General features: G+C 65.2%; 22 protein-coding genes. 10 read left to right on the plus strand and 12 right to left on the minus strand.

What is annotated here, in order from left to right; genetic code table 11:
- A complete protein-coding gene (locus tag NCS28_RS16900) occupies nucleotides 1-1023 on the minus strand; it encodes a transporter (RefSeq protein ID WP_250514899.1) in 1023 nt (340 codons plus the stop codon).
- A 289-nt stretch (nucleotides 1024-1312) separates the two neighbouring features.
- Here NCS28_RS16900 and NCS28_RS16905 point away from each other — a divergent pair, with 289 nt between their 5' ends.
- The 3 genes from NCS28_RS16905 to NCS28_RS16915 all read left to right on the plus strand — a co-directional run bounded on the left by NCS28_RS16905 (nucleotide 1313) and on the right by NCS28_RS16915 (nucleotide 2729).
- The gene (locus NCS28_RS16905; RefSeq protein WP_250514900.1) at nucleotides 1313-1660 is read left to right on the plus strand and encodes a hypothetical protein; all 348 of its coding nucleotides are present in this window, start codon (nucleotides 1313-1315) and stop codon (nucleotides 1658-1660) included.
- A gap of 61 nt (nucleotides 1661-1721) precedes the next feature.
- On the plus strand, nucleotides 1722-2153 hold the full coding sequence (locus NCS28_RS16910; protein WP_250514901.1) for a response regulator: 432 nt from the start codon (nucleotides 1722-1724) through the stop codon (nucleotides 2151-2153).
- 294 nt (nucleotides 2154-2447) lie between these two features.
- Entirely contained in the window at nucleotides 2448-2729 is a 282-nt protein-coding gene (locus NCS28_RS16915; RefSeq protein ID WP_250514902.1) for a hypothetical protein, read from the plus strand.
- A gap of 109 nt (nucleotides 2730-2838) precedes the next feature.
- Here NCS28_RS16915 and NCS28_RS16920 read toward each other — a convergent pair whose 3' ends face one another.
- Complete coding sequence (locus tag NCS28_RS16920) at nucleotides 2839-3798, minus strand: chemotaxis protein (protein WP_250514903.1); 960 nt, start codon at nucleotides 3796-3798, stop codon at nucleotides 2839-2841.
- Nucleotides 3799-4094: 296 nt separating this feature from the next.
- Between NCS28_RS16920 and NCS28_RS16925 the strand changes: the two genes are divergently transcribed.
- From NCS28_RS16925 to NCS28_RS16935, 3 genes are all read left to right on the plus strand, one after another.
- Complete coding sequence (locus tag NCS28_RS16925; RefSeq protein WP_035501590.1) at nucleotides 4095-4535, plus strand: CBS domain-containing protein; 441 nt, start codon at nucleotides 4095-4097, stop codon at nucleotides 4533-4535.
- Between the two features lie 109 nt (nucleotides 4536-4644).
- On the plus strand, nucleotides 4645-5631 hold the full coding sequence (locus tag NCS28_RS16930) for a diacylglycerol/lipid kinase family protein (RefSeq protein ID WP_250514904.1): 987 nt from the start codon (nucleotides 4645-4647) through the stop codon (nucleotides 5629-5631).
- Entirely contained in the window at nucleotides 5628-6476 is an 849-nt protein-coding gene (locus tag NCS28_RS16935; RefSeq protein WP_250514905.1) for a metallophosphoesterase family protein, read from the plus strand. Before NCS28_RS16930 ends, NCS28_RS16935 begins: the two co-directional genes overlap by 4 nt.
- On the opposite strand, the gene NCS28_RS16940 is transcribed toward NCS28_RS16935, so the two are convergent.
- Nucleotides 6460-6855 (minus strand): PPC domain-containing DNA-binding protein, encoded by a 396-nt coding sequence (locus NCS28_RS16940; protein WP_250514906.1) that lies wholly within the window; start codon nucleotides 6853-6855, stop codon nucleotides 6460-6462. The genes NCS28_RS16935 and NCS28_RS16940 overlap by 17 nt on opposite strands.
- Before the next feature lie 104 nt (nucleotides 6856-6959).
- Between NCS28_RS16940 and NCS28_RS16945 the strand changes: the two genes are divergently transcribed.
- On the plus strand, nucleotides 6960-7349 hold the full coding sequence (locus NCS28_RS16945) for an MAPEG family protein (protein ID WP_250514907.1): 390 nt from the start codon (nucleotides 6960-6962) through the stop codon (nucleotides 7347-7349).
- A gap of 18 nt (nucleotides 7350-7367) precedes the next feature.
- Complete coding sequence (locus tag NCS28_RS16950) at nucleotides 7368-8042, plus strand: alpha/beta hydrolase (RefSeq protein ID WP_250514908.1); 675 nt, start codon at nucleotides 7368-7370, stop codon at nucleotides 8040-8042.
- Between the two features lie 38 nt (nucleotides 8043-8080).
- Here the strand turns inward: NCS28_RS16950 and NCS28_RS16955 are convergent, their stop codons facing one another.
- The 9 genes from NCS28_RS16955 to cobA all read right to left on the minus strand — a co-directional run bounded on the left by NCS28_RS16955 (nucleotide 8081) and on the right by cobA (nucleotide 19405).
- The gene (locus NCS28_RS16955) at nucleotides 8081-10096 is read right to left on the minus strand and encodes a hybrid sensor histidine kinase/response regulator (RefSeq protein WP_250514909.1); all 2016 of its coding nucleotides are present in this window, start codon (nucleotides 10094-10096) and stop codon (nucleotides 8081-8083) included.
- A 260-nt stretch (nucleotides 10097-10356) separates the two neighbouring features.
- Nucleotides 10357-10515, minus strand: coding sequence for a hypothetical protein (locus NCS28_RS16960; protein ID WP_250514910.1), 159 nt, complete (start codon nucleotides 10513-10515; stop codon nucleotides 10357-10359).
- A 156-nt stretch (nucleotides 10516-10671) separates the two neighbouring features.
- Nucleotides 10672-13458 (minus strand): Hsp70 family protein, encoded by a 2787-nt coding sequence (locus NCS28_RS16965; RefSeq protein ID WP_250514911.1) that lies wholly within the window; start codon nucleotides 13456-13458, stop codon nucleotides 10672-10674.
- On the minus strand, nucleotides 13459-15357 hold the full coding sequence (locus NCS28_RS16970) for an Hsp70 family protein (protein WP_250514912.1): 1899 nt from the start codon (nucleotides 15355-15357) through the stop codon (nucleotides 13459-13461). It lies immediately after the preceding gene.
- Complete coding sequence (locus NCS28_RS16975) at nucleotides 15354-15938, minus strand: DUF2760 domain-containing protein (protein WP_250514913.1); 585 nt, start codon at nucleotides 15936-15938, stop codon at nucleotides 15354-15356. Before NCS28_RS16975 ends, NCS28_RS16970 begins: the two co-directional genes overlap by 4 nt.
- A gap of 311 nt (nucleotides 15939-16249) precedes the next feature.
- The gene (locus NCS28_RS16980; RefSeq protein WP_250514914.1) at nucleotides 16250-16735 is read right to left on the minus strand and encodes an adenosine-specific kinase; all 486 of its coding nucleotides are present in this window, start codon (nucleotides 16733-16735) and stop codon (nucleotides 16250-16252) included.
- A 100-nt stretch (nucleotides 16736-16835) separates the two neighbouring features.
- Complete coding sequence (locus NCS28_RS16985) at nucleotides 16836-17966, minus strand: CmpA/NrtA family ABC transporter substrate-binding protein (protein ID WP_250514915.1); 1131 nt, start codon at nucleotides 17964-17966, stop codon at nucleotides 16836-16838.
- A gap of 14 nt (nucleotides 17967-17980) precedes the next feature.
- On the minus strand, nucleotides 17981-18553 hold the full coding sequence (locus NCS28_RS16990; RefSeq protein WP_250514916.1) for an ANTAR domain-containing response regulator: 573 nt from the start codon (nucleotides 18551-18553) through the stop codon (nucleotides 17981-17983).
- An 84-nt stretch (nucleotides 18554-18637) separates the two neighbouring features.
- A complete protein-coding gene (gene cobA, locus NCS28_RS16995; protein ID WP_250514917.1) occupies nucleotides 18638-19405 on the minus strand; it encodes a uroporphyrinogen-III C-methyltransferase in 768 nt (255 codons plus the stop codon).
- 616 nt (nucleotides 19406-20021) lie between these two features.
- Between cobA and NCS28_RS17000 the strand changes: the two genes are divergently transcribed.
- The gene (locus NCS28_RS17000) at nucleotides 20022-21347 is read left to right on the plus strand and encodes an MFS transporter (RefSeq protein ID WP_250514918.1); all 1326 of its coding nucleotides are present in this window, start codon (nucleotides 20022-20024) and stop codon (nucleotides 21345-21347) included.
- 11 nt (nucleotides 21348-21358) lie between these two features.
- Nucleotides 21359-23899 (plus strand): nitrite reductase large subunit NirB, encoded by a 2541-nt coding sequence (nirB, locus tag NCS28_RS17005; protein ID WP_250514919.1) that lies wholly within the window; start codon nucleotides 21359-21361, stop codon nucleotides 23897-23899.
- Nucleotides 23900-23911: the final 12 nt, after the last annotated feature.

Below are 23911 nucleotides of genomic sequence, written 5' to 3' on the forward strand. Positions count from 1 at the left end.
CTACATATCGCGGCGGCGCCGGAACGCCCACCATCCGGCCAGCACGGTGAACGTCGCGACGATCACGACCAGCAGCCAGAAGCCGTGATGATTCTCCGCGAGCGGAATGCCGCCCACGTTCATGCCGAAGAAACCCGCGACGATGTTGATCGGCAGCGCGAGCACGGTGACGAGCGTCAGCGTGAAGAGCGTGCGGTTGCTTTGCTCGTCCATGCGCGTCGCGACTTCTTCCTGAAGGAGCTTGATACGCTCGACGAGCCCGGCGAGATCGTTGAGCACGAGCGAGAACTCTTCGGTCGCGTCGCGCAGATCCTGAATGTCCTGCGAATGCAGCCAGCGCGGCGGCCGCGCGAGCAGACGGAACACGGATCCGGGTTCGGGTGCGAGTAGGCGCTGCAGTCGCACGAGCACGCGCCGCAGGCCGCCGAGATCGGTGCGGGTTGCCGCGCCGCGCATCGAGAGGAAACGATCTTCGATGCCATCGACCTCGACGCTCGTGCGCCGCACGATATGCACGAGAAGATCCGCCTGATCGCGCAGCAGATGCGCGAGCAGTTCGGCAGGCGAGCGGAAGATCTCGCCGCGCCGCACCGATTCGCGCAGCGAGTCGACCGAACGCAATGGCTTCAGGCGCGCCGTCACGAGCAGCTTCTGATGCGTGTAGACCCACAGCGTCGCGATTTCCGAGGGCGTCAGCTCGAAGTTGAACATCACGTCGTTGATGACGGCGAAGAGCGCGCCTTCCTGATGTTCGATGCGCGTCGAGTGCGAGCCTTCGTTGAGCGTTTCGAAAAAGGCGTCGGGCAGGCCGAGGCGTCCGCGCATCCAGCGCTCGCCGGCGCTATTCGCGAGATCGAAGTGGAGCCAGACGAATTCCCGGGTCGTGTCGTCGCGGGCGAGCCATTCGGTCGCGGCTTCGGCATCGATCGGCTCGCCGGGGCGATCGACATGAAACCGGAAGCCGCAGACGAGGCCGGAGAAATCGGAGCCGTAGGGCGGTCTTTGCAGGGTAGCGGGATTCATGCGGGCATTCGGTTGCATTCACGGGATGTCGGCGTGCCTGCCGATGATGCGGCCTCGACGCTGTGCGCAAGCGCGCCGCCACGCGCTAGTGTGCCATCGGTCGCGCCCCGAATCGCGATCGTAACGCGCAAACGGGGATGAAACGATCGCCGCCGCCGCGTCGGCGCGTGCAAATATGACTGTCATATTGTCGGCGTATCATCGCGCCACGCAAGATGGGCGCACACGCGGCGCCCCACATCGAATCGGCCGCTCGCGCGGCGTCGCGTGCCAACCTGGGGAGAAGGCAGTGGAAGACCGTGACGATCTGGACGGGGCGACGACGCAAACCACGGCGGGCGGGCTCGTCCGGCTGGCGTCGTTGATCGCTGGGCTCGCGCGCGAGGGCGTGATCGATACCCGCTTCGGCGCGAAGTTGCTGAAGCGGCTCGACAAGGAAGCGCGGCGCGTGACCGGGCCGGGCGCAGAGCCGCTGGACGAAGCGGAGCAGGCGGCGCTTTTCGGCGCGCTCGGCGAAGTCGATCTCGCGTTGCGCCAGTGCGACGCGGCATCCCTCGTCGAGGCGAACGCCCGGCTACGCGAGACGGAAGCGGCATCGGGCAAGCGTCGCAAGAACAAGAAGGACGGCGACGCGTGAATGCCGCGGACGCGGGCGCGAAACATGCTTCGGGACACGCGTTTGCTTTCGTCCTTTGCCCATGCCCGTCTCCCTGCATTCTCCTCATTGCTCATTGTGGACGGACCGTAGCGTCGACGTGGACCGCGATCCGTGGCGCATTCTCGTCGTCGACGATAACGCCCACAGCGCCGAAGCGCTGTCGGCCGCACTGATATCGGACGGTTTCGACGCCCGATTCGCACTGTCCGGCGTCGATGCGCTGCATGCCGTCGATAACTGGGTGCCGCACGTCGTCATCCTCGATATCACGATGCCCGAGCACGACGGCTACGCCACTGCGCGCGTGCTGCGGCGGATCGCCCGCACGCGCGACGCGGTGATCATCGCGTTCACGGCGCTAGGCGAGGAAATCGTGCGGCCCGAGGGCCTTCATTCCGGATTCGACGGCTACTGTCAGAAGGGCAATCCGCCGGCCGAACTCGTTCGTCTGATCGGGCGGCTCGTTCACTGATCCGCGTAATCAAACGTCCGTTCGCTAAATATCTGTTCTGTCCCTGCGAAACTATGCGCGGCGTCGTGCTGCGGGGCAACACGCGCAACGCTTTGTCGGGCGGGCATTTCAGCGAAATCAGCACGCCCGTGCGGCCAGCCATTGTTGGCGCGGCGCGAATACTGTATTGAAACTGATGAGGATAAAAAAGCGATAGTAGGGGTATACACTGCATTTCATCGACGTAGCAGACAGTTTCTCGCAAGACCGCTGCGGCGCTTTCTGATTGAACGTCAACCGTCTTTGGAGCACACCATGAAACGCAACCTCATCGCTACCCTTCTTATCGCCGCTACCGCCACGCTCGCCGCACCCGCTTTCGCAAGCGGCTACGGTCCGGCTCCGTTCTACCGTCCGGCCGTCGGCGCGCCGGCTTCGCAACAAGGCCCGAGCGCGCAGGCCATCGCCGCTCAGGAAAACGCCAACGGCGTGAACACGACCGCTTTCGGCGGCTCGCGCGACACACTGTCCCAATCGGGCAACCGTGCGGCGCAATCGAGCAACAACAACCCGCAATCGGTCTTCTTCGGTCACTAATCGAATTGGCTGGCCCGGCTTATCCGCCGGGCGTATCGGCTGAAGGATCGAATCGGCGCCCGCCGGCGCAGACTCAAAAGGTCTGCGTTGCGGGGGCGCCGATCGTTTTTCAGGCGGCGTGCGTGAGCGCGCCGCGCATCACGTTGGCGAGTTCCGACGCCTCGAACTTCGACACGTACGCGTTCGCGCCGACCTTGCGCACGTGCTGCTCGTTCGCCGATCCCGACAGCGACGAGTGGATCACCACCGGAATGTGCATCAGCCCCGTTTCCGACTTGATGCGGCGCGTGAGCGTGAAGCCGTCCATCTCCGGCATTTCCAGATCAGTGAGCACGAGCGCGATGTGATCCGCGACCTCGGTGCCTTCCTTCTGCGCTTTCCTGAGCGCGGCTTCCAGCACGTCCCACGCTTCCTGGCCCGTCTTGGTCATCACGAAGGGCACGCCCATCGCGGTGAGGCTTTGCTCGATGAGCGCCCGCGCGACGCCCGAATCGTCCGCTGCGAGCACGCGCGCGCCGGGCTTCAACTGCAGACGCCCGGTGCTCGCCTCGGTGATGTCCGTTTCCTGCGACGGCAGCACGTCTCGCACGATGCGCTCGACATCGAGCACCTGCGCGAGCCGCGAGCCGTCGACGTTGCCGTCGAGCCGCGCGAAGCTCGTCACGGTCTTGCCACCCGAGTGCGATTCCGCCGACAACACCTGATTCCATTCGAGTCGCACGATATCGTCGACTTCCTCGACCGCGAAGCCTTGCGTCGTGCGCGCGAACTCGGTCACGAGCAGGATCTTCGGCCCGTTCTTCGGCCGGCAGCCAGTGATGCGCGCGAGATCGATCACGGGAATGATCTGTCCGCGAATATCCGCGACGCCCAAAATCTCATCGCTCGATCCGGCCACGGCCGTGATCGTCGGCATCGCGAGAATCTCGCGCACCTTGAATACGTTGATGCCGTAAAGCTCCCGCTGTTCCGAGCCCGGCGCCTCGCCGAGCCGGAACAGAAGCAATTCGAACATGTTGCTGCCCGCGAGCCGCACGCGCTGCTCGATATCCTGTTGTGAACTGCTCACCTCGTTCTCCCTCTAAGCGGTGCGTCGCGCCGCGTTGCCGTCGTGTGTGTGCCTGTGGCGATGACTCTCCACCGGATGCCTGATTAGCGGCATTTCACGACGAAACTGAAGGCATGCAGAATGAATCGCGTGGCACGCCGCACCATCCGCGTCACGCCTGTGGCCTATACTTTTTCGAATGGTCGGGTTAATGCCTATGAAGGCAAAGCTGCGCGAGGCTTTACGCTCCACACAGGCGCAAGAAAAACCCGTCGCCCAGGCGCAACAACGTTCCCCGCTCATAACGGAGGCGCTCGATGGCAACAGTCGCACAAGTTCTGAATTCGAAACCCGAACAGACGGTCTATACGATTGCCGCAACGGCGTCGGTCTTCGACGCGATCAAGATGATGGCCGACAAGCATATCGGCGCGGTGATCGTCACGGAGGGCGATGAAATCGTCGGCATCATGACCGAGCGCGACTATGCGCGCAAAGTCGTTCTGATGGACCGCGCGTCGAAGCAGACGCCCGTGCGCGACATCATGACCTCGCACGTGCGCTACGTGCGCCCGGATCAGACCACCGACGACTGCATGGCGCTCATGACCGACAAGCGCATGCGTCACCTGCCGGTGATCGACAACGGCAAGCTCGTCGGCATGATTTCTATCGGGGATCTGGTGAAGAACATCATCTCCGAGCAGCAGTTCACCATCCAGCAGCTCGAGTACTACATCCGCGGCGAGCACACGTAAGTTTGGGCGGTCCGGCTGTAAGCCTTTCGTTATAATCGGCAGACTCCACGCGCGAGCGCGGAGTCAGTCGCCGTGCACTTTCTGCACGGACAACGAAGGAGCGCCGCCGATGACCCCGACAGCCGCATCCGCCGGAGCGGAAAAAACGCTCGCCGCCGACGCGCCGTTCCTCATCGTGATGAACGCGGGTTCGGGCCGACGTCAGGCCGACGCGACCCGCACGTTGCTCGAGCGCAAGCTCGGCGCGGCGGGCCGGCGCTTCGAACTGCGCGTCGTCGACGATCCGCGGCGGCTCGAAAGCGTCGCGCACGAAACCGCCGCGGCGGCGTGCGCGCAGGAAGGCGTGCTCGTCGGCGCGGGCGGCGACGGCACGCTCTGCACGGTCGCGCACGCGGCGCACGACGCGGGCTGCCCGTTCGGGGTGCTGCCGCGCGGCACGTTCAATTACTTCAGCCGCGACCACGGCATTCCCGCCGACCTCGACCAATCGACGCAAATCCTGCTCGATGCGCACGCTTATCCGGTGCAGGTCGGCTTCGTCAACGGACGCATGTTTCTCGTCAACGCAAGTCTCGGCCTTTATCCGCGGCTGCTCGAAGATCGCGAAATCTACAAGCGGCAATTCGGCCGCAGCCGGCTGGTCGCCCTGTGGTCGGCGCTCTTCACGATGCTGAAGCCGCATCGGCATTTGCGCTTGCATATCGATCACGAAGGCAGCACCACGGAGATTCGCTCGTCGACGCTCTTCGTCGGCAACAACCGGCTGCAAATGGAGCAGATCGGCATGCCGGAAGAAGCGCGCGCGCTGGAACAGGGTTTGCTCGTCGCGATTGCGCCGCGGCCGGTGGGGCGGCTCATGCATCTGTGGCTGTCGCTGCATGGCGCGGCGGGGCGTCTGTCGGATTCGGATCATGTCGTGAGCTTGACCTTCGAGCGTATCACGGTGATGCATCCGTCCAAGCGGCGCAGACTCATCAAGATCGCGACGGACGGCGAGATCGCGAAGCTGCAAATGCCGCTGGAATTCCGTGTGTCCGACAAGCCGCTTTTCCTGCTCAAGCCCGAACCGACCGTGGCCGAAGCGAATCGCTCATGACCTTGCTGTTGCAGATTTCCGATACGCATTTCGGCACCGAGCGGCCACAGGTCGTCGCGGCGCTGCTGCGTCTCGCCGATGCGCTGTCGCCCGATCTGGTCGTGCTGTCGGGCGACATCACGCAGCGCGCCCGCACGCATCAGTTCGATGCAGCGCGCGCGTTCGTCGATGCGCTCGGCGCGACGCCGACGCTCGTCGTCCCCGGCAATCACGACATTCCGCTTTTCAATCCGCTCGCGCGGCTGTGTCGTCCGTATGCGAATCATCAGCGCGTGTTCGGCGCCGATCTGGAACCGAGCTTCGAATCGCCCGAACTGCTCGTGCTGGGCGTGAACACGACGCGCGCGTACCGTCACAAGGACGGCGAGGTGTCGATGCAGCAGATCAGGCGCGTCGCCGCGCGTCTGGAGATGGCGAGCGCGGCGCAGTTGCGCGTCGTGGTCACGCATCAGCCGGTGGCCGTCACGCGCGCGCAGGACGAGAAGAACCTTCTGCACGGACGCGAGCGCGCGGTGCAGCGCTGGGCGCGCGCGGGCGCGGACCTGATTCTCGGCGGGCATATCCATCTGCCTTACGTGCTGCCGCTGCACGATACGTTCGCGGGTCTCGCGCGTCGCATGTGGGCGGTGCAGGCGGGCACGGCGCTGTCGTGGCGCACGCGCGGCACGATCGACAATTCCGTGAACGTGATTCGACACGATGCGCGAGCGGGCGGCGGCGCGCGGCAAACGACGGTCGAGCGCTGGGACTATTCGGAGACGAGCGAAACATTCGAGCTGATCGCGCGTCACGAACTCGCGCTCGACGGCGCGAAGCCCGCGATCGCCGTCACGCTGCCCGGATGACGAGTTCCGTGAAGCCCGTCGCGGCGTCGTGCTCGCGCATGTAACGCTCGCCCGGCAGGTTCGCGACGACGATCTCCGCCGTCGTGCGCACGATGCAGCCCGGCGTGACATGGCCGCCGGACACGCGGCCGTCGGCGTCGGATACGCTCATGTGCAGGTGCGGACCTTGCGCTGACAAAGTCCCGGCGAGCGTCAGGATTTCGAGGTCGCCGCGCAATTCCGCGGCTTCGTCGCGGCCCGCATAGCGCAACCGGGCGACGCTCAGGCTGCCGATGCCCTGGAGCACGAAAGCCGCCGAGAGCGCGTGCGCGCGGAATGCGTGGTCGAGCGCGGCGCGCAGGTCGTCGCCGGGCGAGAGACGAAGGGTCATCGCATGCATGAATGAAAGACTCCTGCGCAAACGCACTCAAGACTACACGCTCGCGGATCGTGATGGCATCATGGGCGCGACCCGTCCCGGCTATTTTTCAACGTGGAGACGCCATGAGTTTCGAACTGACGATGCTGGCCTGGACGCTCGTGCTCGCGCTGGTGCAGGTGTTGCTCCCCGCCGTGGTGCGCAATCGCGAAGTCGGCCTCCGATATCAGGCCGGTCCGCGCGATGCGCCCACGCCGCCGCCCGGCAGACTGTCCGGCCGGCTGATGCGCGCGCAGTCGAATCTGTTCGAGACGTTGCCGATTTTCGCGATCGCGGTGCTGATCGTGCACGTGACGGGGCGCGGGAACGCGCTGACGCATTACGGCGCGCTCGCGTACTTCGTCGCGCGCCTGGTGTACGTTCCGCTCTACGTGGCGGGCGTGCCGTTCGTGCGCTCGCTGGTGTGGCTGGTGTCGGTCGTCGGCATCGTGCAGATTCTCGTTCCCATCATCTGACGAGAGGAGTGAAGGGCAATGACCGATCAACCATCGACCATCGAGATCGAAACCGCGCCGAATCCCGAATTCGCCGTGATCCTGATGCACGGCCTCGGCGCCGACGCCAACGACTTCGTGCCGCTCGTGCCCGAATTGCGTCTCGCCGATGCGCCCGCCATGCGCTTCGTGTTTCCGAACGCGTCGGAGATTGCCGTCACCGCCAACAATGGCTATGTGATGCGCGCGTGGTACGACATTCTGTCGTTCGAGGGCATCAACCGGCGCGTGGACGAGGCGGGCATCGTGCGGGGTGTGGAGCGGGTGCGGGCACTTATCGCAGAGCAGAACGCGCGTGGGATTCCTAGCGAGCGTGTTTTTATCGCTGGGTTTTCGCAGGGCGGTGCGATGACCTACCACGCGGGGCTTACGCATCCCGAGAAGCTCGCGGGGCTGATCGTGCTGTCGGGCTATATTCCTTCCGAAGGACTGATCGATGAATCGCTCTCCGAGGCGAATCGGTCGATTTCGATTTTTGCCGCGCATGGCAGTTTCGATGATGTGCTTAACATTAGCCTCGGTGAGCAGGCTTGTGAGTTTGCGCGTGCGCAGGGTTGTGACGTTGAATGGCATGCTTATCCGATGCCGCATTCGGTTTGTATGGAGGAGGTCGAGGCTTTGCGGGGTTGGCTCGGGGCGCGGCTGGTTCTTTAGGCGTTTTTTGCTTTGGGGTGGATCCGGCGAAAACAAAATCAAGCAATCTCATTGCAAACGCCAGCAATCAAAGCAAGCATGCCGCGCCGCAATTCCGCCGGACTAACCGGCTTGGAAAGCACGTCCTGCTCACAAGCAAGCGGCACGATACTCGCCGCCGGTTCCCCGGTGACGACAAGACACGGACAAGGCCGACCGAGTCGCGCCGCCCCGAGCATCGCCACTTCGCGAGCGGTCTTGGCATCGCGCAGCCGGAAATCGGTGATGATGAGATCGGGAAAGCGCTCCACTTCGCCCAAGATCGACTGGAACTCCTCGAAGCTAGCAGCGGAGTCATAAAGCACGCCCCATTGCGAAAGCAGCGCTTCCGTGGATGCACGCACGAGACCATCGTCCTCGACGAGCAACACATAACGCCCTTTGAGCTGCGCCATTTCGGCCGCTTCGGAACGCACCGGCGCACGCGCCGACGGCTTGTCGGGCGACGCTCCGCACAACGGCATTTCCAGCGAAAAGCGCGAGCCGCGCCCTTCGGTGGACTTCAGTTCGATGCGATGCTGGTCGAGCATCGACATCACCGCATTGACGATCGACAGCCCGAGCCCCAGCCCCTTGTCGCGATCCTGCTCGGGATTGTCCACCTGGAAGAACGGCTGGAAAATCGCGTCGAAGTAATCGGCCGGAATGCCGATGCCGTTATCGAGCACGTCGATGCGCGCGCGCGTCGCGGAACGCACCACGCCCACGATCACCGTCGGCTTCGACGACTTGTCCTGGTCCGCATACTTGATGCCGTTCGAGACGAGATTCGCGACCGCGCGCCCGAGCCAGTGCGCATCGCTGCGCACGCACACCACGTCTTCCTTCGGCAGCCGCAGCCGCAATTCGACGCCCCGGCTCATCGCGAACGGGCGCAACTGCTCGGCGGCTTCCTCGACGATCTGCCGCACATCGAACACGTGATAGCGCGGCACGACACGGCCCGATTCCAGCCGCGACAGATCGAGCACCGCGTTCAGGAGCCGCGCGAGGATCACGGACGAGCGCCCGCATTCGTCGATGAGACGCTCGGCCTGTTCGAACTCGCCGTTGCGGATGGCTTCGGCAGCCGCCTGCAGAAACAGATTGAGCGCGTGCATCGGCTGGCGCAAGTCGTGCGTCGCGGCGGCGAGGAAGTTGGACTTCTCGCGGCTCGCCGTCTGCGCGGCGATCATTTGCTGCTCGCGCAGCGCGAGCAGCGCGTTCGTCTTGTTCTCCTGATCCTTCTTCGACACTTCGAGCTCGCGGTTCTTGCGCCCGAGCGACACGTTGGCGGCGCGCAATTCGTCATTGAGCGACGCGAGCGCGCGCTCCGAGCTGTAACGCTCGCGCGAGACGCGTTCGGCGTGCGTGCAGACGCCGTGCCCCACGACCACGACGTTGAACATATAGAACAGCCCCGCGAAGAAATCCTCGGGGTTGAGCAGATGAATGGTCGTCTGCAGGACGACGATCGACGCGAGCGTGATGATGCCTGCCGTCAGCGCGACGCGCGAGCGCAGATAGAAAAAGCTGAACTGGAAGAACAGCGCGAGACACAGGCCGATGAAATGCTGCGTGTAGTTATAGGGCGCGGGCGTGATCGCCACCATCGCGAGGATCAGGCACAGCAGGCCGTATATGCCCGTGAGAATGATCCGCTGCGAGCTCGCGTGCGAGCGGAACGACGGCCGTAGCACCAGCACGCCGACGAAAAACAGCAGAGCGATGCCCGCGAAACGCAGCGCGAGGATATCGGCGAGGCGCGAGTCGAGCGCCTGATTGCCGCGCGCGAAGCTGAAGTCCCACCAGAGAAAGCATGTCCAGATGGCGAGCGCGAGCAGCGTCGACGCACGCCGGAACGCGCAGAAGCGCTGGCTGTGGTCGTCAAGGAACTGCGCCTCCAGCACGGGATCGGAAAACGGCGCCGGAATCGAGAGATTGCGCACCAGGCTCGCGCCGGCCTCACGGGCTGCCGCGAGAAGAATTCCTGGATTGCGCACGCCGGCGGCGCGCTGCGGTACGGCCATCTTCATGCTCGCTCACGGAATCGGGATATCTACTTTAGGCCAATGCGGTCATACAAATACGCCTTTTTTTAGCAATCAGCCGATAAGTCCGGAAATTATTGCGTCTTTTTTTAAGGGCGTGTTCGGGAGGGATGCGGCGAGGAGCGAAGGAGGAGGGAGTTCAGCGGAGTCGATCGGCGAGCGTCTGATCCGCGCCCGCCGATTCGAAGGACAGCCACATCAAATGCCCCCCGCACGATGACGAGGGCGGGACTTCGGCTTGCCGTTCAGCTTTTCGGTTTTGCCTTGGTGGTGCGCTTCGTGACCTGCATTTCTTTCGCGCCTGCAACCTTCGCGGGCGATGCCTTGCTGCCGGCCGTTTTCTTGCGGCTCGACATCTCGGTTTCAGCGGGTTGGCTCGCTTGAGCCTTGCGTGGGGATGGCATGCTGACCTCCTTCAGTGTGTGTCCATATCGACACATTGATAACCATAGGATGCGGTCAGCCGGTATTCAAGACTCGGCGGCTTGCGGGCGACCTATCGGCCGAAAAACTTCTGAGGACGAAGCATTTCGATGCGATGCGCCACGCGTCCCGCACGTTCAACGGATGAGCTTCAACCCCGCGGGCAAGGTCTCGCCGAAGACGCGCCCTTCGTCCGCGCGATCGAGTTCCACGGTCTCGCGGACCATCGCGATCCACGCCTGCGCGGCGCCCATCGTTTCCAGGCGTTGCACGACGGCCGCACGCGCCTCGTCGGGCAGGTCGCGCGAACGGTCGCCCGTCATGCGCGCGATCTGCACGGCGGCGAACGCGGCGGGGTCGATCTTCTTCCAGTCGAGCAGGAGGATCGCGTCGAGCCAGCCGACGGCGACATCCGGCGGCACGACGCCGTGCGCGCTGCCGTAGAAGGGCGCACGCGCGCCGATACGGCCGACCGCCCACCAGCTCTGCACGTTCTCCGAAGGCTTTTTCAGGCGCGTGAGCAGCCATTCGCCTACTTCGATCTTGCGCTCGACGGGCACGCGCTCCAGCGACGCCGCGAGCCGCACCATGTCCTCGTAGCCCGCGCGCGCCGCGCCCGCCGCCTTGCGATAACGGCTCGTGCCGGGGGGCTGGAGCACGAAAGCCATGTCGTCCAGAAGCCGCAACTGCGCCGCTTCCGGAAGTCCGCCGGCGGCACGGCGCCAGAGCGTCCACCATTCGGACCAGATCTGGCTTTCGTTGCTGTACTGGATGCCTTGATCGAAGAGCGTCCACAACTGCTCGACGCGCCATTCGTCGAGCGGATGCCCGAAGCCCGGCCGCATGCAGTAGCCCGCGAGATTGAGCCACAGACGCTCGTGATCGGCGCTGCGGCGGCGCTTCTTCGCGCGCTCGAACAACGCGCCGAACAGCTCGCGCAAGAGCGCGATGTCCCAGGTATCGCGCGCGCCGAGCGTCTGTTCGAGTTGCGCGCGCAGGCGTTTGACTTCCTTCGGGCCGACCTCCTGCGACTTCGCGCCGAACGTGCGGTCGATCAGTTCGATGGCTTTCGGCAGTGCCGGATGCGATTCGCTCGCGGCGTCGTCGCTTTCGGGCGCTTCGCGGCGCAACTGGAATTCGAGCAGCCAGCGTTGCGTGGGATCGTCGACGGCGGTGCAGTGCATTTCCAGCGTGCCGACTTCCGTGAGCGATGTCGTCAATTGGACCGGCGTTTCGCGCGCGCGGCCGCGGTTCGCGGCGTGCCGATCGACGACCGTCGCGACCGGTGGCAGGCGCACGAAATCGCCCGATGCAGCCGTGAGTTCCGCGAGTTCTCCCGCCTCGTACGGCGTCTGCGCCACCGACGACGCGAGGTGAAAGCGCACCGGCGCGCCGAGCGTCAGCGCGAAGGTCCGGTCGGCGAGATGGATGGCCTGGCCTTCTTCCGTGCCGCGCGGCAGGACGCAGACGCCGCGCATCGCGTTGGCGTCGTCTTCGAGCAAAAGGAAGAAGCTGCGTGCCGAGCCGCCGCCGATCTTCGGCGCATGGCCCGCGCGCGCGAGCGCATAGGCGACCGCGCCGCGCGCGACCGCGACATCGGGATCGTGGTTCGCGAGCACGTCGACCGCTTCGCCGCGCCAGCCGGAAAGCGTATCGGCGATGCGGCGCGCGAGCGGACCGGCGCGAAACACGCCGCCGTTCAGCAGCAAGGTATCCGGAACGGCGAGCGTTTCCGCTGGCACGCCGAGCGCCTTGCGCGCCTCGCCCGCGTGCTGGCCGAGAAAGGCCGCGATGTGCCGCGTGATGGCCGGATCGCTTGCATACGGCAGCCCGAACTCGACGATGCCGCCGCGCGCGCGGCCGGGACGTTCGCTCGCGGACACCATCGGAAAGAAGCCTTCGACGATGATCCGCTCGATCTCGTCGCGCGTGATTTCAGCCGAACGCGCGCCGCCGATGAGTTTCGCGCCCGCGCCGAGCAGCGTGATCGACGTGGAATCGGGCGCATTCTCGCCGAGCAACTGCTCCTTCGCCGCGCGGCAGCGTTCGACGAGTTGCGAGAGCCGCGCGGCGGAGAGGCGCGCGTCGCTCCCCGCGAGACGCCGCTCGACGAGATGCGCGAGCGCGAGATCCATGTTGTCGCCGCCGAGCATCAGATGGTTGCCCACGCCGATGCGCGTGAGCACCGGCTCGCCGTTTTCGATGGCGACCTGAATGAGCGTGAGGTCCGTCGTGCCGCCGCCGACATCGACGATCATCACGAGCCGCGTATCGGCCAGTTCGCCAGCGAGCGTCTCGCGATGATGAAACAGCCAGTCGTAGAACGCGGCCTGCGGCTCTTCCAGCAGCCGCAACGTCTCCAGTCCCGCCATGCGCGCCGCTTCGAGCGTGAGGGCGCGCGCGCCTTCATCGAACGACGCGGGGACGGTCAGCACCACGTCTTGCGCGTCGAGCGGCGCATCCGGGAAGCGCTCGTTCCACGCCGCGTGCACGTGCGCGAGATAGCTTGCGCTGGCGACGACGGGCGAGATCTTTTCGATATCGTCGCCCGCGCCCCACGGCAGAATCGGCGCGAGGCGATCGACCGCCGCGTGCGACAGCCAGCTCTTCGCACTCGATACGAGCCTTCCCGGCACCTGCGCGCCGAGCGTCCGCGCGAATCGGCCGATGACGGCGGGCGCTTCCATCTCGCCCCACGGCAGTTGCAGATCGGCGGACTTGAGCTCGCCCGGCGCGTAGTGATAGCGCAGCGAAGGCAAGAGCGGTTGGGCCGCGACCTCGCCCGCGCCGACCAACTGCTCGATCTCGAACACGCGGATATCGTTCGATCCGGTGAGCGCATACGCGACGACGGTGTTGCTCGTTCCCAGATCGATGCCGACGCTGTACCGCGCGCCCGAGGCCTTTTGCTTGCGCGCGGACACTTACAGGCCCATGCCCTGATCGGCACGCATGTCGCCACTGGGGCCGCCGCGCACGTCGAACTCGACCTTCCAGCGCTCCGACGAACCGCGCGGAATCGCTTCGAGTTCGAGCGTGCCCGCTTCGGTCACGCGCGCATGCAGCTTGACGGGCACGACCTCGCCGGGCGTGCGGCCTTCCGGCGGCAGCGACGCTTCGATCTCTTCGAGTTCCTGCAACTCGTCCGGCTGCCAGTATTCGAGCAGCGTGCCGACCTGATCCTGACGGCGCACCGACGAGCCGAAGAAGCGGAAATGCACCGGCTCCCCGACGACGAGCCCGAACTCCTGCGCGGGCAATTCGGCGTCGGTGCCTTCCTCCATGCCGAACGGCGCGACGCACAGCGCCTGCACGGGCGGCTCCAGTCCGGGCACGGCCGGCATCGCCGATTCGACCGCGACGTAGTACGCGCGCGCCGTGCCGCCGCGGATGCGCACGCCCTTGCCGCGCCGCACGTAGCCGTAATAGGCCGCGCCGCGCGCAACGGCCAGATCGAGGTCCGCGCCTTCGAGCAGACGCGCGGGTGGCGCGTTTTCGGCGGCGAGCCAGCCATTCAACGTCGACATCACGCGCTCGACGAGCAGCGGCGATTTGAACACGCCGCCGTTGAAGAGCACGACGGTCGGATGCAGCAGCGTCGCGCCTTGCGGCGCCTGATGCTGGAGGCCTTCGACTTCGGCGAGCGCATTCACCTGACGGCCGAGGAACGCGGCGAGATGGCGCGTGACGGCGGCGTCTTGCGCGTAAGGCAGACCGAGCTGCGTGAGACCGACGCGCGCGCGTGAAACCGGCCGCGCCGATGCATCGACTTGCGGGAAAAAGCCTTCGAGCAGGATCTGCGTGAGTTCGGCGCGCGTGAGTTCCGTGCGCAGCGAACCGCCGATCAGCTTCGAGCCGCGGCTCGGCACGACGAGCGGCACGGCTTCGACGGTCGGATCGGAGAGCAGCGTTTCCTTCGCCGACCGGCACGCGTAGGTGAGGGCGCGCAACTGCCACGGATCGGGCTGCGTGCCTTGCGTTGCGAGCTTGCGCGCGACCGTGTGGGCGAGCGCGAGGTCCATGTTGTCGCCACCGAGCAGGATATGTTCGCCGACCGCGACGCGATGCAGTTCGAGATTGCCTTCCCGCTCGACGACCGCGATCAGCGAGAGATCGGTCGTGCCGCCGCCGACATCGACGACGAGAATCACATCGCCCACTTTGACCTGCTTGCGCCAGCCGCCGGCCGACTTCTGGATCCAGCTATAGAGCGCGGCTTGCGGCTCTTCGAGCAGCGTCATGCGCGAATAACCGGCGGCCGCGGCGGCTTCGGCAGTGAGTTCGCGCGCGGCGGGATCGAAGGACGCGGGAATCGTCACGGTGACGTCCTGACGATCGAACGGCGCGTCCGGGTGCGCGTGATTCCACGCCTCGCGCAAGTGCGTCAGATAGCGCACCGAGCTTTCCATCGGCGACACGCGCTCGACTTCCTCGGGCGCATCGGACGGCAGAATCGCCGCGCGCCGATCGACGCCCGGATGGCACAGCCAGCTTTTCGCGCTGGAGACGAGGCGAATCGGCGTGCCCGCGCCGCGGCTCCTCGCCAGCTCGCCGACGATGAACCTGCGCTCCTGCGTCCACGGCAGCGTGAGATCGCCGGGCGCGAGCTCGTTCTCATGCGGTAGATAGAGGAAAGACGGCAGCAGATCGCGCTCTTCGGCGGCGCCGGGCGCGGTCAGTTGCGCGATCGGCAGCACGCCTTGCGCGGTCTTTTCGCCGTCGCTCGCGCTCATGTCGACGTAGGAGAGCGCGCAGTGCGTCGTGCCGAGATCGACGCCGATCGAATAGCGCGCCTGATTTTCGTTGCTGTCGATATCGCTCACAGTTCCACCTCCGCCGGCGCGACGATGCTTGCGTCATGGGACGGCGCGAGCTTCGGCAGGCGCGTGTCTTCGACCTTCCAGCCGCGATGGCTGACCTGGCCGTTGAAGGGCGGCTTGCCGACGACATTGCCCGTCAGACGCACCGCGGCCGCGTCGAAACCTTCCTGCAGCGTGACGCGGCTGCCTTCGGCTTCCGTGCGCACGGGCTTGATCGTGAAGTGCTCGCGCAGCACCGCGCGGCAGCCGTCATGCACGAGACGGGCGGCCGCGCCGATATCGGCGTCGCTGTAATTGGCGATGTCCTCTTCGACGAAATCGATGAAACGCGCGTCGCGTTGCAGAAGGCCGAGCAGTTGCAGCGCGGCGATGGGACTGGCTTCCTTCAGCACGGACGGCGCGGGTTGAACGGGCGCGGCGGCAGGCTTGGGCGCTTCGGCCGCGAAATCGGGCGCTTCGGGCGCTTCGGGCGCTTCGCGCAGGCGCTGCACGCGGCCCGCGAACGCTGCATTGCCCAGAATGCCGAAGAAGGCGCCGAAGGCAATGCCTATCCTGCCGAAAAAGCCTGGATTCATGTCGGTCATGTGATGCTCCTGTTGGCCGCGCGAGGACGACCCTATCCTCGGGCGGCGCGGGTGGCCGGTGTTCGGTGCCGTGTCGGCGGGGTGATGCCGGGATGTTGCCCGTGCGCGCGGCGCTCGGGCCGCGCCGTGCGCGAAAGCGCGCAAAAGCATGAAAAGCGCTAACGGCGTTTATACCGTATCCCGGTATTTTCCATGATGTCGCGCTCCGGCCGGAAAAAAGCGCGGACGAGGCGCGCGGCGGCGGGCCTCATTCTCGCGATTTGCGCCGTCAAGTCAAGGCGAGGCGCGGGTTTGCGGCGTTTCGGGCGTGATCAGGCCTTATAGCCGATCTTGCGCAGGAGATCCTTGCGCCATTGAACGTCTTCGGCCGTCTCGACGCCGAGCGGCGGCAGGCCGTCCACCACGCCGACGATCCCGCGTCCCTGATCCGTCTGCGCGACGAGCACTTGCGTCGGATTGGCGGTCGCGCAGAAGATGCGGCAGACCTCCGGCACGGTCTTGACCGTATTGAGCACGTTGACGGGAAAGAAGCCGTCGCCGAGCACGATGATGAAGCTGTGCCCCGCGCCGATGTTCTGCGCATTGCGCGCGGCCATCTCGACGAGCGCCTCGTCCGTGCCCGACGTGCGCACGAGCCGCTTGCCCGACGCCTCGCAGAACGCGAGCCCGAAGCGAATGCCCGGCACCGCGCCGACGAGCGCCTCGTGCAGATCCTCGACCGTCTTGATGAAATGCGACTGGCCGAGGATGAAATTGGTGTCCTCGGGCTTATCGATGGCGATGGCGAGCAGTTCCATAGGGAATCTCCGGTGCGGGCTGGAAATTCCATGGTAGGCGCTTTATTTAGAGCGTTTCATGGACTTTCGAACCAGAGAAAGCCTGAACCGCGGTCGCACTCTATGCGCGAATTTCGAACCCCGCGAGATACCCCACCGCATCGCTGCCGTCCCACACGCGGCCATCGCAGAACGTCGCCGTGCGCCGCTCTTCGGGCAGCGCAATGCCTGCGGCCCGCGCCGCGTCGCGATAAAGCGCGGTCTGATTGACGCTCGCCGCGATGGCCGCATCGTCGATATCGGCGTCGAGCATGCCCCAGCGCCGATACTGCGTGATGAACCACAGCCCGTCCGATGCGCGCGGATAGTTGACCGCGCCGCCATCGAAGAAACGCACAGGCAGCGCGCGTGGATGGCCGCCATCCGCTGCCGCCAAACGCGGCTCGATCAGCGCGCGCGGCACGCCGAGCAGTTCGGCCGACGCCAGCGCCTGCGCGATCTCCGAGCGATGCGCACTCGAATCGAGCCATGCGCACGCGTCGAGCATCGTGCGCACGAGCGCGCGCGCCGTCGCCGGAAAAAGCGCTGCGAAATCTCGCCGGCACGCAAGCACCTTCTCCGGATGATCCGGCCAGATCTGGCTCGTGTAGGCGACCGTCCTGCCCGCATCGCGCGCCTCGGCCACCGCGTGCCATGGCTCGCCCGCGCAGAAGCCGTCGAGCGCGCCTTCGACGAGCGCATCGGCCATGCGTGGCGGCGGAATCACGACGCTCTGAACCTCGCGCAGCGGATGCACGCTCTGCGCCGCGAGCCAGTAGTAGAGCCACATCGCGTGCGTGCCGGTCGGAAACGTCTGCGCGATGACGGGCGGCCGCCCGAGCGAAGCCAGCGCGTCCTTCACGCTCGCGCCGTTTCGAATCGCATCGGCGAGTGGCCGCGACAGCGTGATCGCCTGACCGTTGCGGTTGAGGACCATCAGCACCGCCATGTCCGCCCGCGGCCCGCCGATGCCCAGTTGCACGCCATACACGAGCCCATAGAGCGCGTGCGCGGCGTCGATTTCGCCGGAAAGCAGCTTGTCGCGCACGGCGGCCCACGATGGCTGGCGGCACAGTTCGATCGTGATGCCGTGCCGCGCGCCGAGTTCGTGCAATGCGGCGACGGCGAGCGGCGCGGCATCGGACAGGGCGACGAAACCGAGCCGCAGATGCGTGCGTTCGGGCGCGGAAGAATTCGTGTCGGAAGAGTTCATAAGTGTCCGTGGCGCTAGAACAGATCGGACAGCGCGAGCAGTTGACGCGCGATCTCCGCGACCTTCACGCCCTGATCCATCGCGCGCTTGCGAAGTGCCGCATAGGCATCGTGTTCGGACATGCCGCGCTTGTCCATCAGGAGACGCTTCGCGCGATCGATGACCTTGCGCTGCTCCAGTTCGTCCTCGACTTTCGCGAGACGCTGGCGCAACTGCGCTTCATGCGCGAAGCGCGCGAGCGCGACTTCGATGATCGGTGCGAGCCGCGCGGGTGCGAGCCCTTCGACGGAATACGCGGTGACGCCCGCGCCGACCGCCGCGCGGATGAATTGCTGATCCGCGTCGTTGCTGAACATCAGCACGGGGCGCGGCGCGGCCTTGTTCATCACCGCGAGCTGTTCGAGCGTATCGCGCGAGGGCGATTCGGTATCGATGATGACGACATCGGGCTTCTGGCTCTCGACAGCTTTGTGCAGCGCCGAAGGCGCGGCGACTTCGGCGAGCATGTCATAGCCCATGCGCGCGAGTTGCTCGCGCAAATCGCCGATGGGTTTGTCGGTATCGGTGACGAGAAGAACGCGCAGCATGCGGGAAGCGGAAGAGGTCATGCGCACAACGGCGAAGGCGGCTCGTACGACTTTAGCGCGCGGCCTGCCTTTTGAGAACCCGCTTCACGCCGCATGAGCCAGGCCTTTGGCGCTTGCAGCGTGCGCCCTGAATTCAGCCGCTTCTCCGATTGCACCGCCGATGAGAATCACCGCGGGACTGCCGAGACCGGCGGCGACGGCTTCGTCGGCGAGACGGTCGAGCGTCGTCACGAGCCGTTTTTCTTTCGACGATCCGGCGTTCTGCACGACGGCGGCGGGCGTATGCGAAGGAAGCGCTTTCATCAACGACGCCGTGATGCTCGCGATGCGGCTCATGCCCATATAGATCGCGAGCGTGGTGCCGGTGGCGGCGAGCGCGGCCCAGTCGGGTTGACTGTGATCCTGCATGTGCGCGGTGATGAAGGTCACGCCCTGACAATGATCGCGATGCGTGAGCGAGATGCCGAGTCCCGCCGCAGCCGCAAATCCCGATGACACGCCGTTGACGATATCGACGGGAATATGCGCTTCACGCAATGCCGCGATCTCTTCGCCCGCGCGGCCGAAGAGCAGTGCATCGCCGCCCTTCGCGCGCACCACATGCAAGCCCTTCTTCGCATACCGCTGCATGAGGCGTTGAATGAAGGCTTGCGGCGTCGACTTGCAGCCGCCGCGCTTGCCGACGCGAATCACGCGTGCTTGCGGCGCGAGCGTGACGATATCGGCGTTGGCGAGATCGTCGACGAGCAGGATGTCCGCGGCGGCGAGCGCTTTCGCGGCGCGCAGCGTGAGCAGGTCGAGATCGCCGGGACCTGCGCTTAAGAGAGTGACTTTGCCTTTGACGGTGTTCATCGTTGCGTACCTGTTCTGCGAACGTGCGTATGTGAGGCGCATCGGCGCGGCAAACGCCAATAGCGTCCGCTCGTGTCGCTGCACGATGGGGACGCCTTTGTCCTTGCTCTTGTGAACTCTTGTGAATTGAGATGCCGCGAACGCCGTTGCCCGCAGTGCTTTGGTTACTGCAATAAGCGGGCCATTGCATGAATCATGGTCCGGGGCCGCGTTGGTCGCACGCTGTTTGCGCGCGCGGCGCCTATTCGGCGCGCGTGCTGCGCTTCGTTCGAACGAACCGGCCGGTACAAATAGCTCGAGCCTCGTGAAACACCGATGCGCACGCGATCAGTGCTGCGTCGCACCATCGCTGTGCCCGTCTGCATCGAAACATGTCGTGACGCCCGCGCGCCCGGGCAGCGCGTGCCCGACGCAAAGTCCCAAGCAATAAGGCATTCAAGCCGATGCCCCGCACATTGGCATAGCCCTTGCCTTATGTCTCGCCGTCGGATCAACGGCGATCCGTCCTGAATACAGCGCCCGGCAAGTGAAAACGTGCGGGCATCGGACAACGGCGTCCCCCGCTTCGGCTTCCCAGTCGAATGCGCGGGACGCCTTTCTTTTTTGCGGAAAGACGATGGACAAAGCCACCCGGATCGATCTATTCAGCATGCGCAGCGCGCCGATGCGCGCCTTCCATCTCACATGGATGGCGTTCTTCGTCTGCTTCTTCGCGTGGTTCGCATGCGCGCCGCTGATGCCGCTCATCAAGCGCGAATATGGCCTCACGGCGGATCAGGTCGCGAACATCAACATCGCGGCGGTGGCCGTGACGATTCTGGTGCGCCTCGTCGTCGGCCCGATGTGCGATCGCTTCGGCCCGCGAAAGGTGTATAGCGCGCTCTTGCTCGCGGGCGCCGTGCCGGTGCTCGGCGCGGCGCTGTCCACAGGCTACGACAGCTTCCTGTGGTGCCGTCTGGCGATCGGTGCAATCGGCGCGAGCTTCGTCATTACGCAATACCACACGTCGGTGATGTTCGCGCCGAACGTCGTCGGCACCGCGAACGCGACGACGGCGGGCTGGGGCAACGCGGGCGCGGGCGCGGCGCAGGCGATCATTCCGCTCTTCGTCGCGGCCGCGATCGCGCTCGGCACGGGCGAAGCATCGGCATGGCGCGTCGCGTTGATCGTGCCGGGCATCGCGATGCCGGTGATGGCCTTCTTCTACTGGCGCTACACGCAAGACTGCCCGCAAGGCGATTTCGCGACGCTGCGCCGTGCAGGCATCGCAATCGATGGCGGCAAGAAGGGCGGCTGGCAGAGTTTCCTCACCGCATGCTCGAACTATCGCGTGTGGATGTTGTTCGTGACCTATGGCGCGTGCTTCGGTGTCGAAGTGTTCATCCACAACATGGCGGCGGTGTACTACGTCGATCACTTCGATCTCACGCTCGGTCAGGCGGGCATGGCGGCGGGCAGCTTCGGCCTGCTCGCGCTCTTCGCCCGTGCGCTCGGCGGCTGGCTCTCCGATAAAGCCGCTGCGAAGAAAGGCCTCGATATCCGCGCGACGCTGCTCTTCGCATTGATCGCGGGCGAAGGCATCGGACTCTATGCGTTCGCGCATGCGCCGAGCGTCGTGCTCGCGATCGTATCGATGCTCACGTTCGGCCTCTTCACGCACATGGCCTGCGGTGCGACCTACGCGCTCGTGCCCTTCATCGATCGCAAGGCGCTCGGCGGCGTGGCCGGTGTGATCGGCGCCGGCGGCAATGTCGGGGCGGTCGCGGCGGGCTTTCTGATGAAGGGACTCGGCAACGCGCAGGCGACGCTCTCGATGCTCGGCGTGGTCGTCGCGGGCACGGCGCTGTGCGCGCTCGCGGTGCGCTTCTCTCCCGAGCACAAGGCACGCGAAGCGGCGTTGCGCGAAAGCGCGCTCGCAGCGAACAACGTCATCGCAAACTGAGAAGGCCCGTCATGAAAATCGTCGTCATCGGCCACGGCATGGTCGGCCACAAGTTCCTCGAATGTCTCGCCGCGAGCGGCAATGAAGCGCTGCACGTGACGGTGCTGTGCGAAGAACCGCGCGCCGCGTATGACCGCGTGCACTTGACCGAATTCTTCACGGGCAAGAGCGCGGATGATCTTTCGCTCGTCGAAGCAGGCTTCTTCGAGCGGTCGGGCTATGCGCTGAAGTTGAACGCGCGCGCGGTCGCCATCGATCGCGCGGCGCGCACGGTGACGGCGTCGACCGGCGACGTGCTGCCGTACGACAAGCTCGTGCTCGCGACCGGCTCATATCCGTTCGTGCCGCCGGTCGAGGGCCGTGACCGCGACGGCTGCTTCGTGTATCGCACGATCGAGGATCTCGAAGCGATGGGATCGTTCGGCGCGCGCTCGAAGACGGGCACGGTGGTCGGCGGCGGTCTGCTGGGTCTCGAAGCGGCGAAGGCGCTACGCGACATGGGGCTCGAAACGCATGTGATCGAATTCGCGCCGCGTTTGATGGCCGTGCAGGTTGATGACGGCGGCGGTCGCGTGCTGCGCGCGAAGATCGAAGAACTCGGCGTCACGGTGCATACGGGCAAGAACACGCTCGCGATCGTCGAGGGCGATGGCACGGTGAATCGCATGAATTTCGCCGATGACACCCATCTCGACACGGACATGATCGTGTTCTCCGCCGGCATTCGTCCGCGGGACGACATCGCGCGCGCGGCGGGTCTTACGATCGGCCCGCGCGGCGGCATCGTGATCGACGATACCTGCCGCACGAGCGACGCCGATATCTTCGCCATCGGCGAATGCGCGTTGTGGAAAGGCCAGTTGTTCGGCCTCGTCGCGCCTGGTTACGACATGGCGCGCATCGTCGCAAAGCAGATCGTCGGCGAAGAAGCGGCGTTTGCGGGCGCGGACATGAGCACGAAGCTCAAGCTGATGGGCGTCGATGTCGCGAGCATCGGCGATGCGCACGGCAAGACGGCCGGCTGCCGCACGTATCAGTACAGCGACGAGCGCAAGCAGGTCTACAAGAAGATCGTCGTGTCCGATTGCGGCAAGTTTCTGCTGGGCGGCGTGATGGTCGGCGATGCCACCGAATACGGCACGCTGCTGCAGATGATGCTGAACAAGATCGAGCTGCCCGCAGCGCCCGAGTTTCTGATTCTCCCGCAAAGCGACGGCAAGGCGAAGCCCGCGTTAGGCGTCGAAGCATTGCCCGATGGTGCGCAGATCTGTTCGTGCAACAACGTGAGCAAGGCGGAAATCTGCGCGGCCGTGTGCGCGGGCGCGACGAGCATCGGCGCGATCAAGTCCTCGTGCAAGGCGGGCGCGTCGTGCGGCGGCTGCGTGCCGCTCGTCACGCAAGTGATGAAGTCGGAGATGAAGCGGCAAGGTCTCGCCGTGAACAATCATCTGTGCGAGCACTTCGCGTATTCGCGTCAGGAGCTGTATCACATTGCGCGCGTGGAAGGGCATCGCACGTTCGCCGCGCTGCTCGCGAAACATGGCAAGGGGCGCGGCTGCGATATCTGCAAGCCGGTCGTCGCGAGCATTCTCGCGTCGTGCTGGAACGAGTTCGTGCTGAAGAAGGAGCACGCGAGCCTGCAGGATTCGAACGATTACTACCTCGCGAACATTCAGCGCGACGGCACGTATAGCGTCGTGCCCCGCATGCCCGGCGGCGAAGTGACGCCCGACGGCCTGATCGCGGTCGGGCAGGTCGCAAAGAAGTACGGCCTCTATACGAAGATCACCGGCGGCCAGCGTGTCGACATGTTCGGCGCGCGTGTCGAGCAGTTGCCGTTTATCTGGGAAGAGCTCATCGCGGCGGGCTTCGAATCCGGTCATGCCTACGGCAAGGCGCTACGCACGGTGAAGTCGTGCGTCGGCTCGACATGGTGCCGCTATGGCGTCGGCGATTCGGTCGGTCTCGCAATCGAACTGGAGAACCGCTACAAGGGCCTGCGCACGCCGCACAAGATCAAGTTCGGCGTATCGGGCTGCACGCGTGAATGCGCCGAGGCGCAAGGCAAGGACATCGGCGTGATCGCGACCGAAAAGGGCTGGAACCTCTACGTCTGCGGCAACGGCGGTATGAAGCCGCGTCACGCCGAACTCATCGCATCCGATCTCGATCACGACACGCTCGTGCGCTATATCGACCGCTTCCTGATGTTCTACGTTCGCACGGCGGACCGGCTGCAACGCACGAGCGTATGGCGCGACAACCTCGAAGGCGGCCTCGATTATCTGATCGACGTGATCATCAACGACAAGCTCGATATCGCCGCCGAACTCGAAGCGGAGATGCAGCTCGTCGTCGATACGTATGAAGACGAGTGGAAGAAGGCCGTCACGGACCCGCATACGCGCAAGCGCTTCCGTCACTTCGTCAACAGCGAAGCGGGCGATGCGAACGTGACCTTCGTGGAGGAGCGCGGCCAGATTCGCCCTGCGACGCTCGAAGAGCGCAAGTCGAAACTCGCCGACATTCCCATCGCAGTCGAAACCGCTTGAATCGTGGAGAAA

Origin of the sequence: Caballeronia sp. INDeC2 (assembly GCF_023631325.1) — a bacterium.
GTDB lineage: Bacteria > Pseudomonadota > Gammaproteobacteria > Burkholderiales > Burkholderiaceae > Caballeronia.

What these genes read in the sequence shown, in the direction of transcription:
- nirB (WP_250514919.1), top strand. Translation starts at nt 21,359, where the DNA reads ATGAAAATCGTCGTCATCGGCCACGGCATGGTCGGCCACAAGTTCCTC.
- NCS28_RS16960 (WP_250514910.1), bottom strand. Translation starts at nt 10,515, where the DNA reads ATGCCATCCCCACGCAAGGCTCAAGCGAGCCAACCCGCTGAAACCGAG.
- NCS28_RS16975 (WP_250514913.1), bottom strand. Translation starts at nt 15,938, where the DNA reads ATGACCGACATGAATCCAGGCTTTTTCGGCAGGATAGGCATTGCCTTC.
- NCS28_RS17000 (WP_250514918.1), top strand. Translation starts at nt 20,022, where the DNA reads ATGGACAAAGCCACCCGGATCGATCTATTCAGCATGCGCAGCGCGCCG.
- NCS28_RS16935 (WP_250514905.1), top strand. Translation starts at nt 5,628, where the DNA reads ATGACCTTGCTGTTGCAGATTTCCGATACGCATTTCGGCACCGAGCGG.
- NCS28_RS16985 (WP_250514915.1), bottom strand. Translation starts at nt 17,966, where the DNA reads ATGAACTCTTCCGACACGAATTCTTCCGCGCCCGAACGCACGCATCTG.
- NCS28_RS16980 (WP_250514914.1), bottom strand. Translation starts at nt 16,735, where the DNA reads ATGGAACTGCTCGCCATCGCCATCGATAAGCCCGAGGACACCAATTTC.
- NCS28_RS16930 (WP_250514904.1), top strand. Translation starts at nt 4,645, where the DNA reads ATGACCCCGACAGCCGCATCCGCCGGAGCGGAAAAAACGCTCGCCGCC.
- NCS28_RS16990 (WP_250514916.1), bottom strand. Translation starts at nt 18,553, where the DNA reads ATGCTGCGCGTTCTTCTCGTCACCGATACCGACAAACCCATCGGCGAT.
- NCS28_RS16955 (WP_250514909.1), bottom strand. Translation starts at nt 10,096, where the DNA reads ATGAAGATGGCCGTACCGCAGCGCGCCGCCGGCGTGCGCAATCCAGGA.
- NCS28_RS16950 (WP_250514908.1), top strand. Translation starts at nt 7,368, where the DNA reads ATGACCGATCAACCATCGACCATCGAGATCGAAACCGCGCCGAATCCC.
- NCS28_RS16915 (WP_250514902.1), top strand. Translation starts at nt 2,448, where the DNA reads ATGAAACGCAACCTCATCGCTACCCTTCTTATCGCCGCTACCGCCACG.
- cobA (WP_250514917.1), bottom strand. Translation starts at nt 19,405, where the DNA reads ATGAACACCGTCAAAGGCAAAGTCACTCTCTTAAGCGCAGGTCCCGGC.
- NCS28_RS16945 (WP_250514907.1), top strand. Translation starts at nt 6,960, where the DNA reads ATGAGTTTCGAACTGACGATGCTGGCCTGGACGCTCGTGCTCGCGCTG.
- NCS28_RS16925 (WP_035501590.1), top strand. Translation starts at nt 4,095, where the DNA reads ATGGCAACAGTCGCACAAGTTCTGAATTCGAAACCCGAACAGACGGTC.
- NCS28_RS16910 (WP_250514901.1), top strand. Translation starts at nt 1,722, where the DNA reads ATGCCCGTCTCCCTGCATTCTCCTCATTGCTCATTGTGGACGGACCGT.
- NCS28_RS16940 (WP_250514906.1), bottom strand. Translation starts at nt 6,855, where the DNA reads ATGCATGCGATGACCCTTCGTCTCTCGCCCGGCGACGACCTGCGCGCC.
- NCS28_RS16900 (WP_250514899.1), bottom strand. Translation starts at nt 1,023, where the DNA reads ATGAATCCCGCTACCCTGCAAAGACCGCCCTACGGCTCCGATTTCTCC.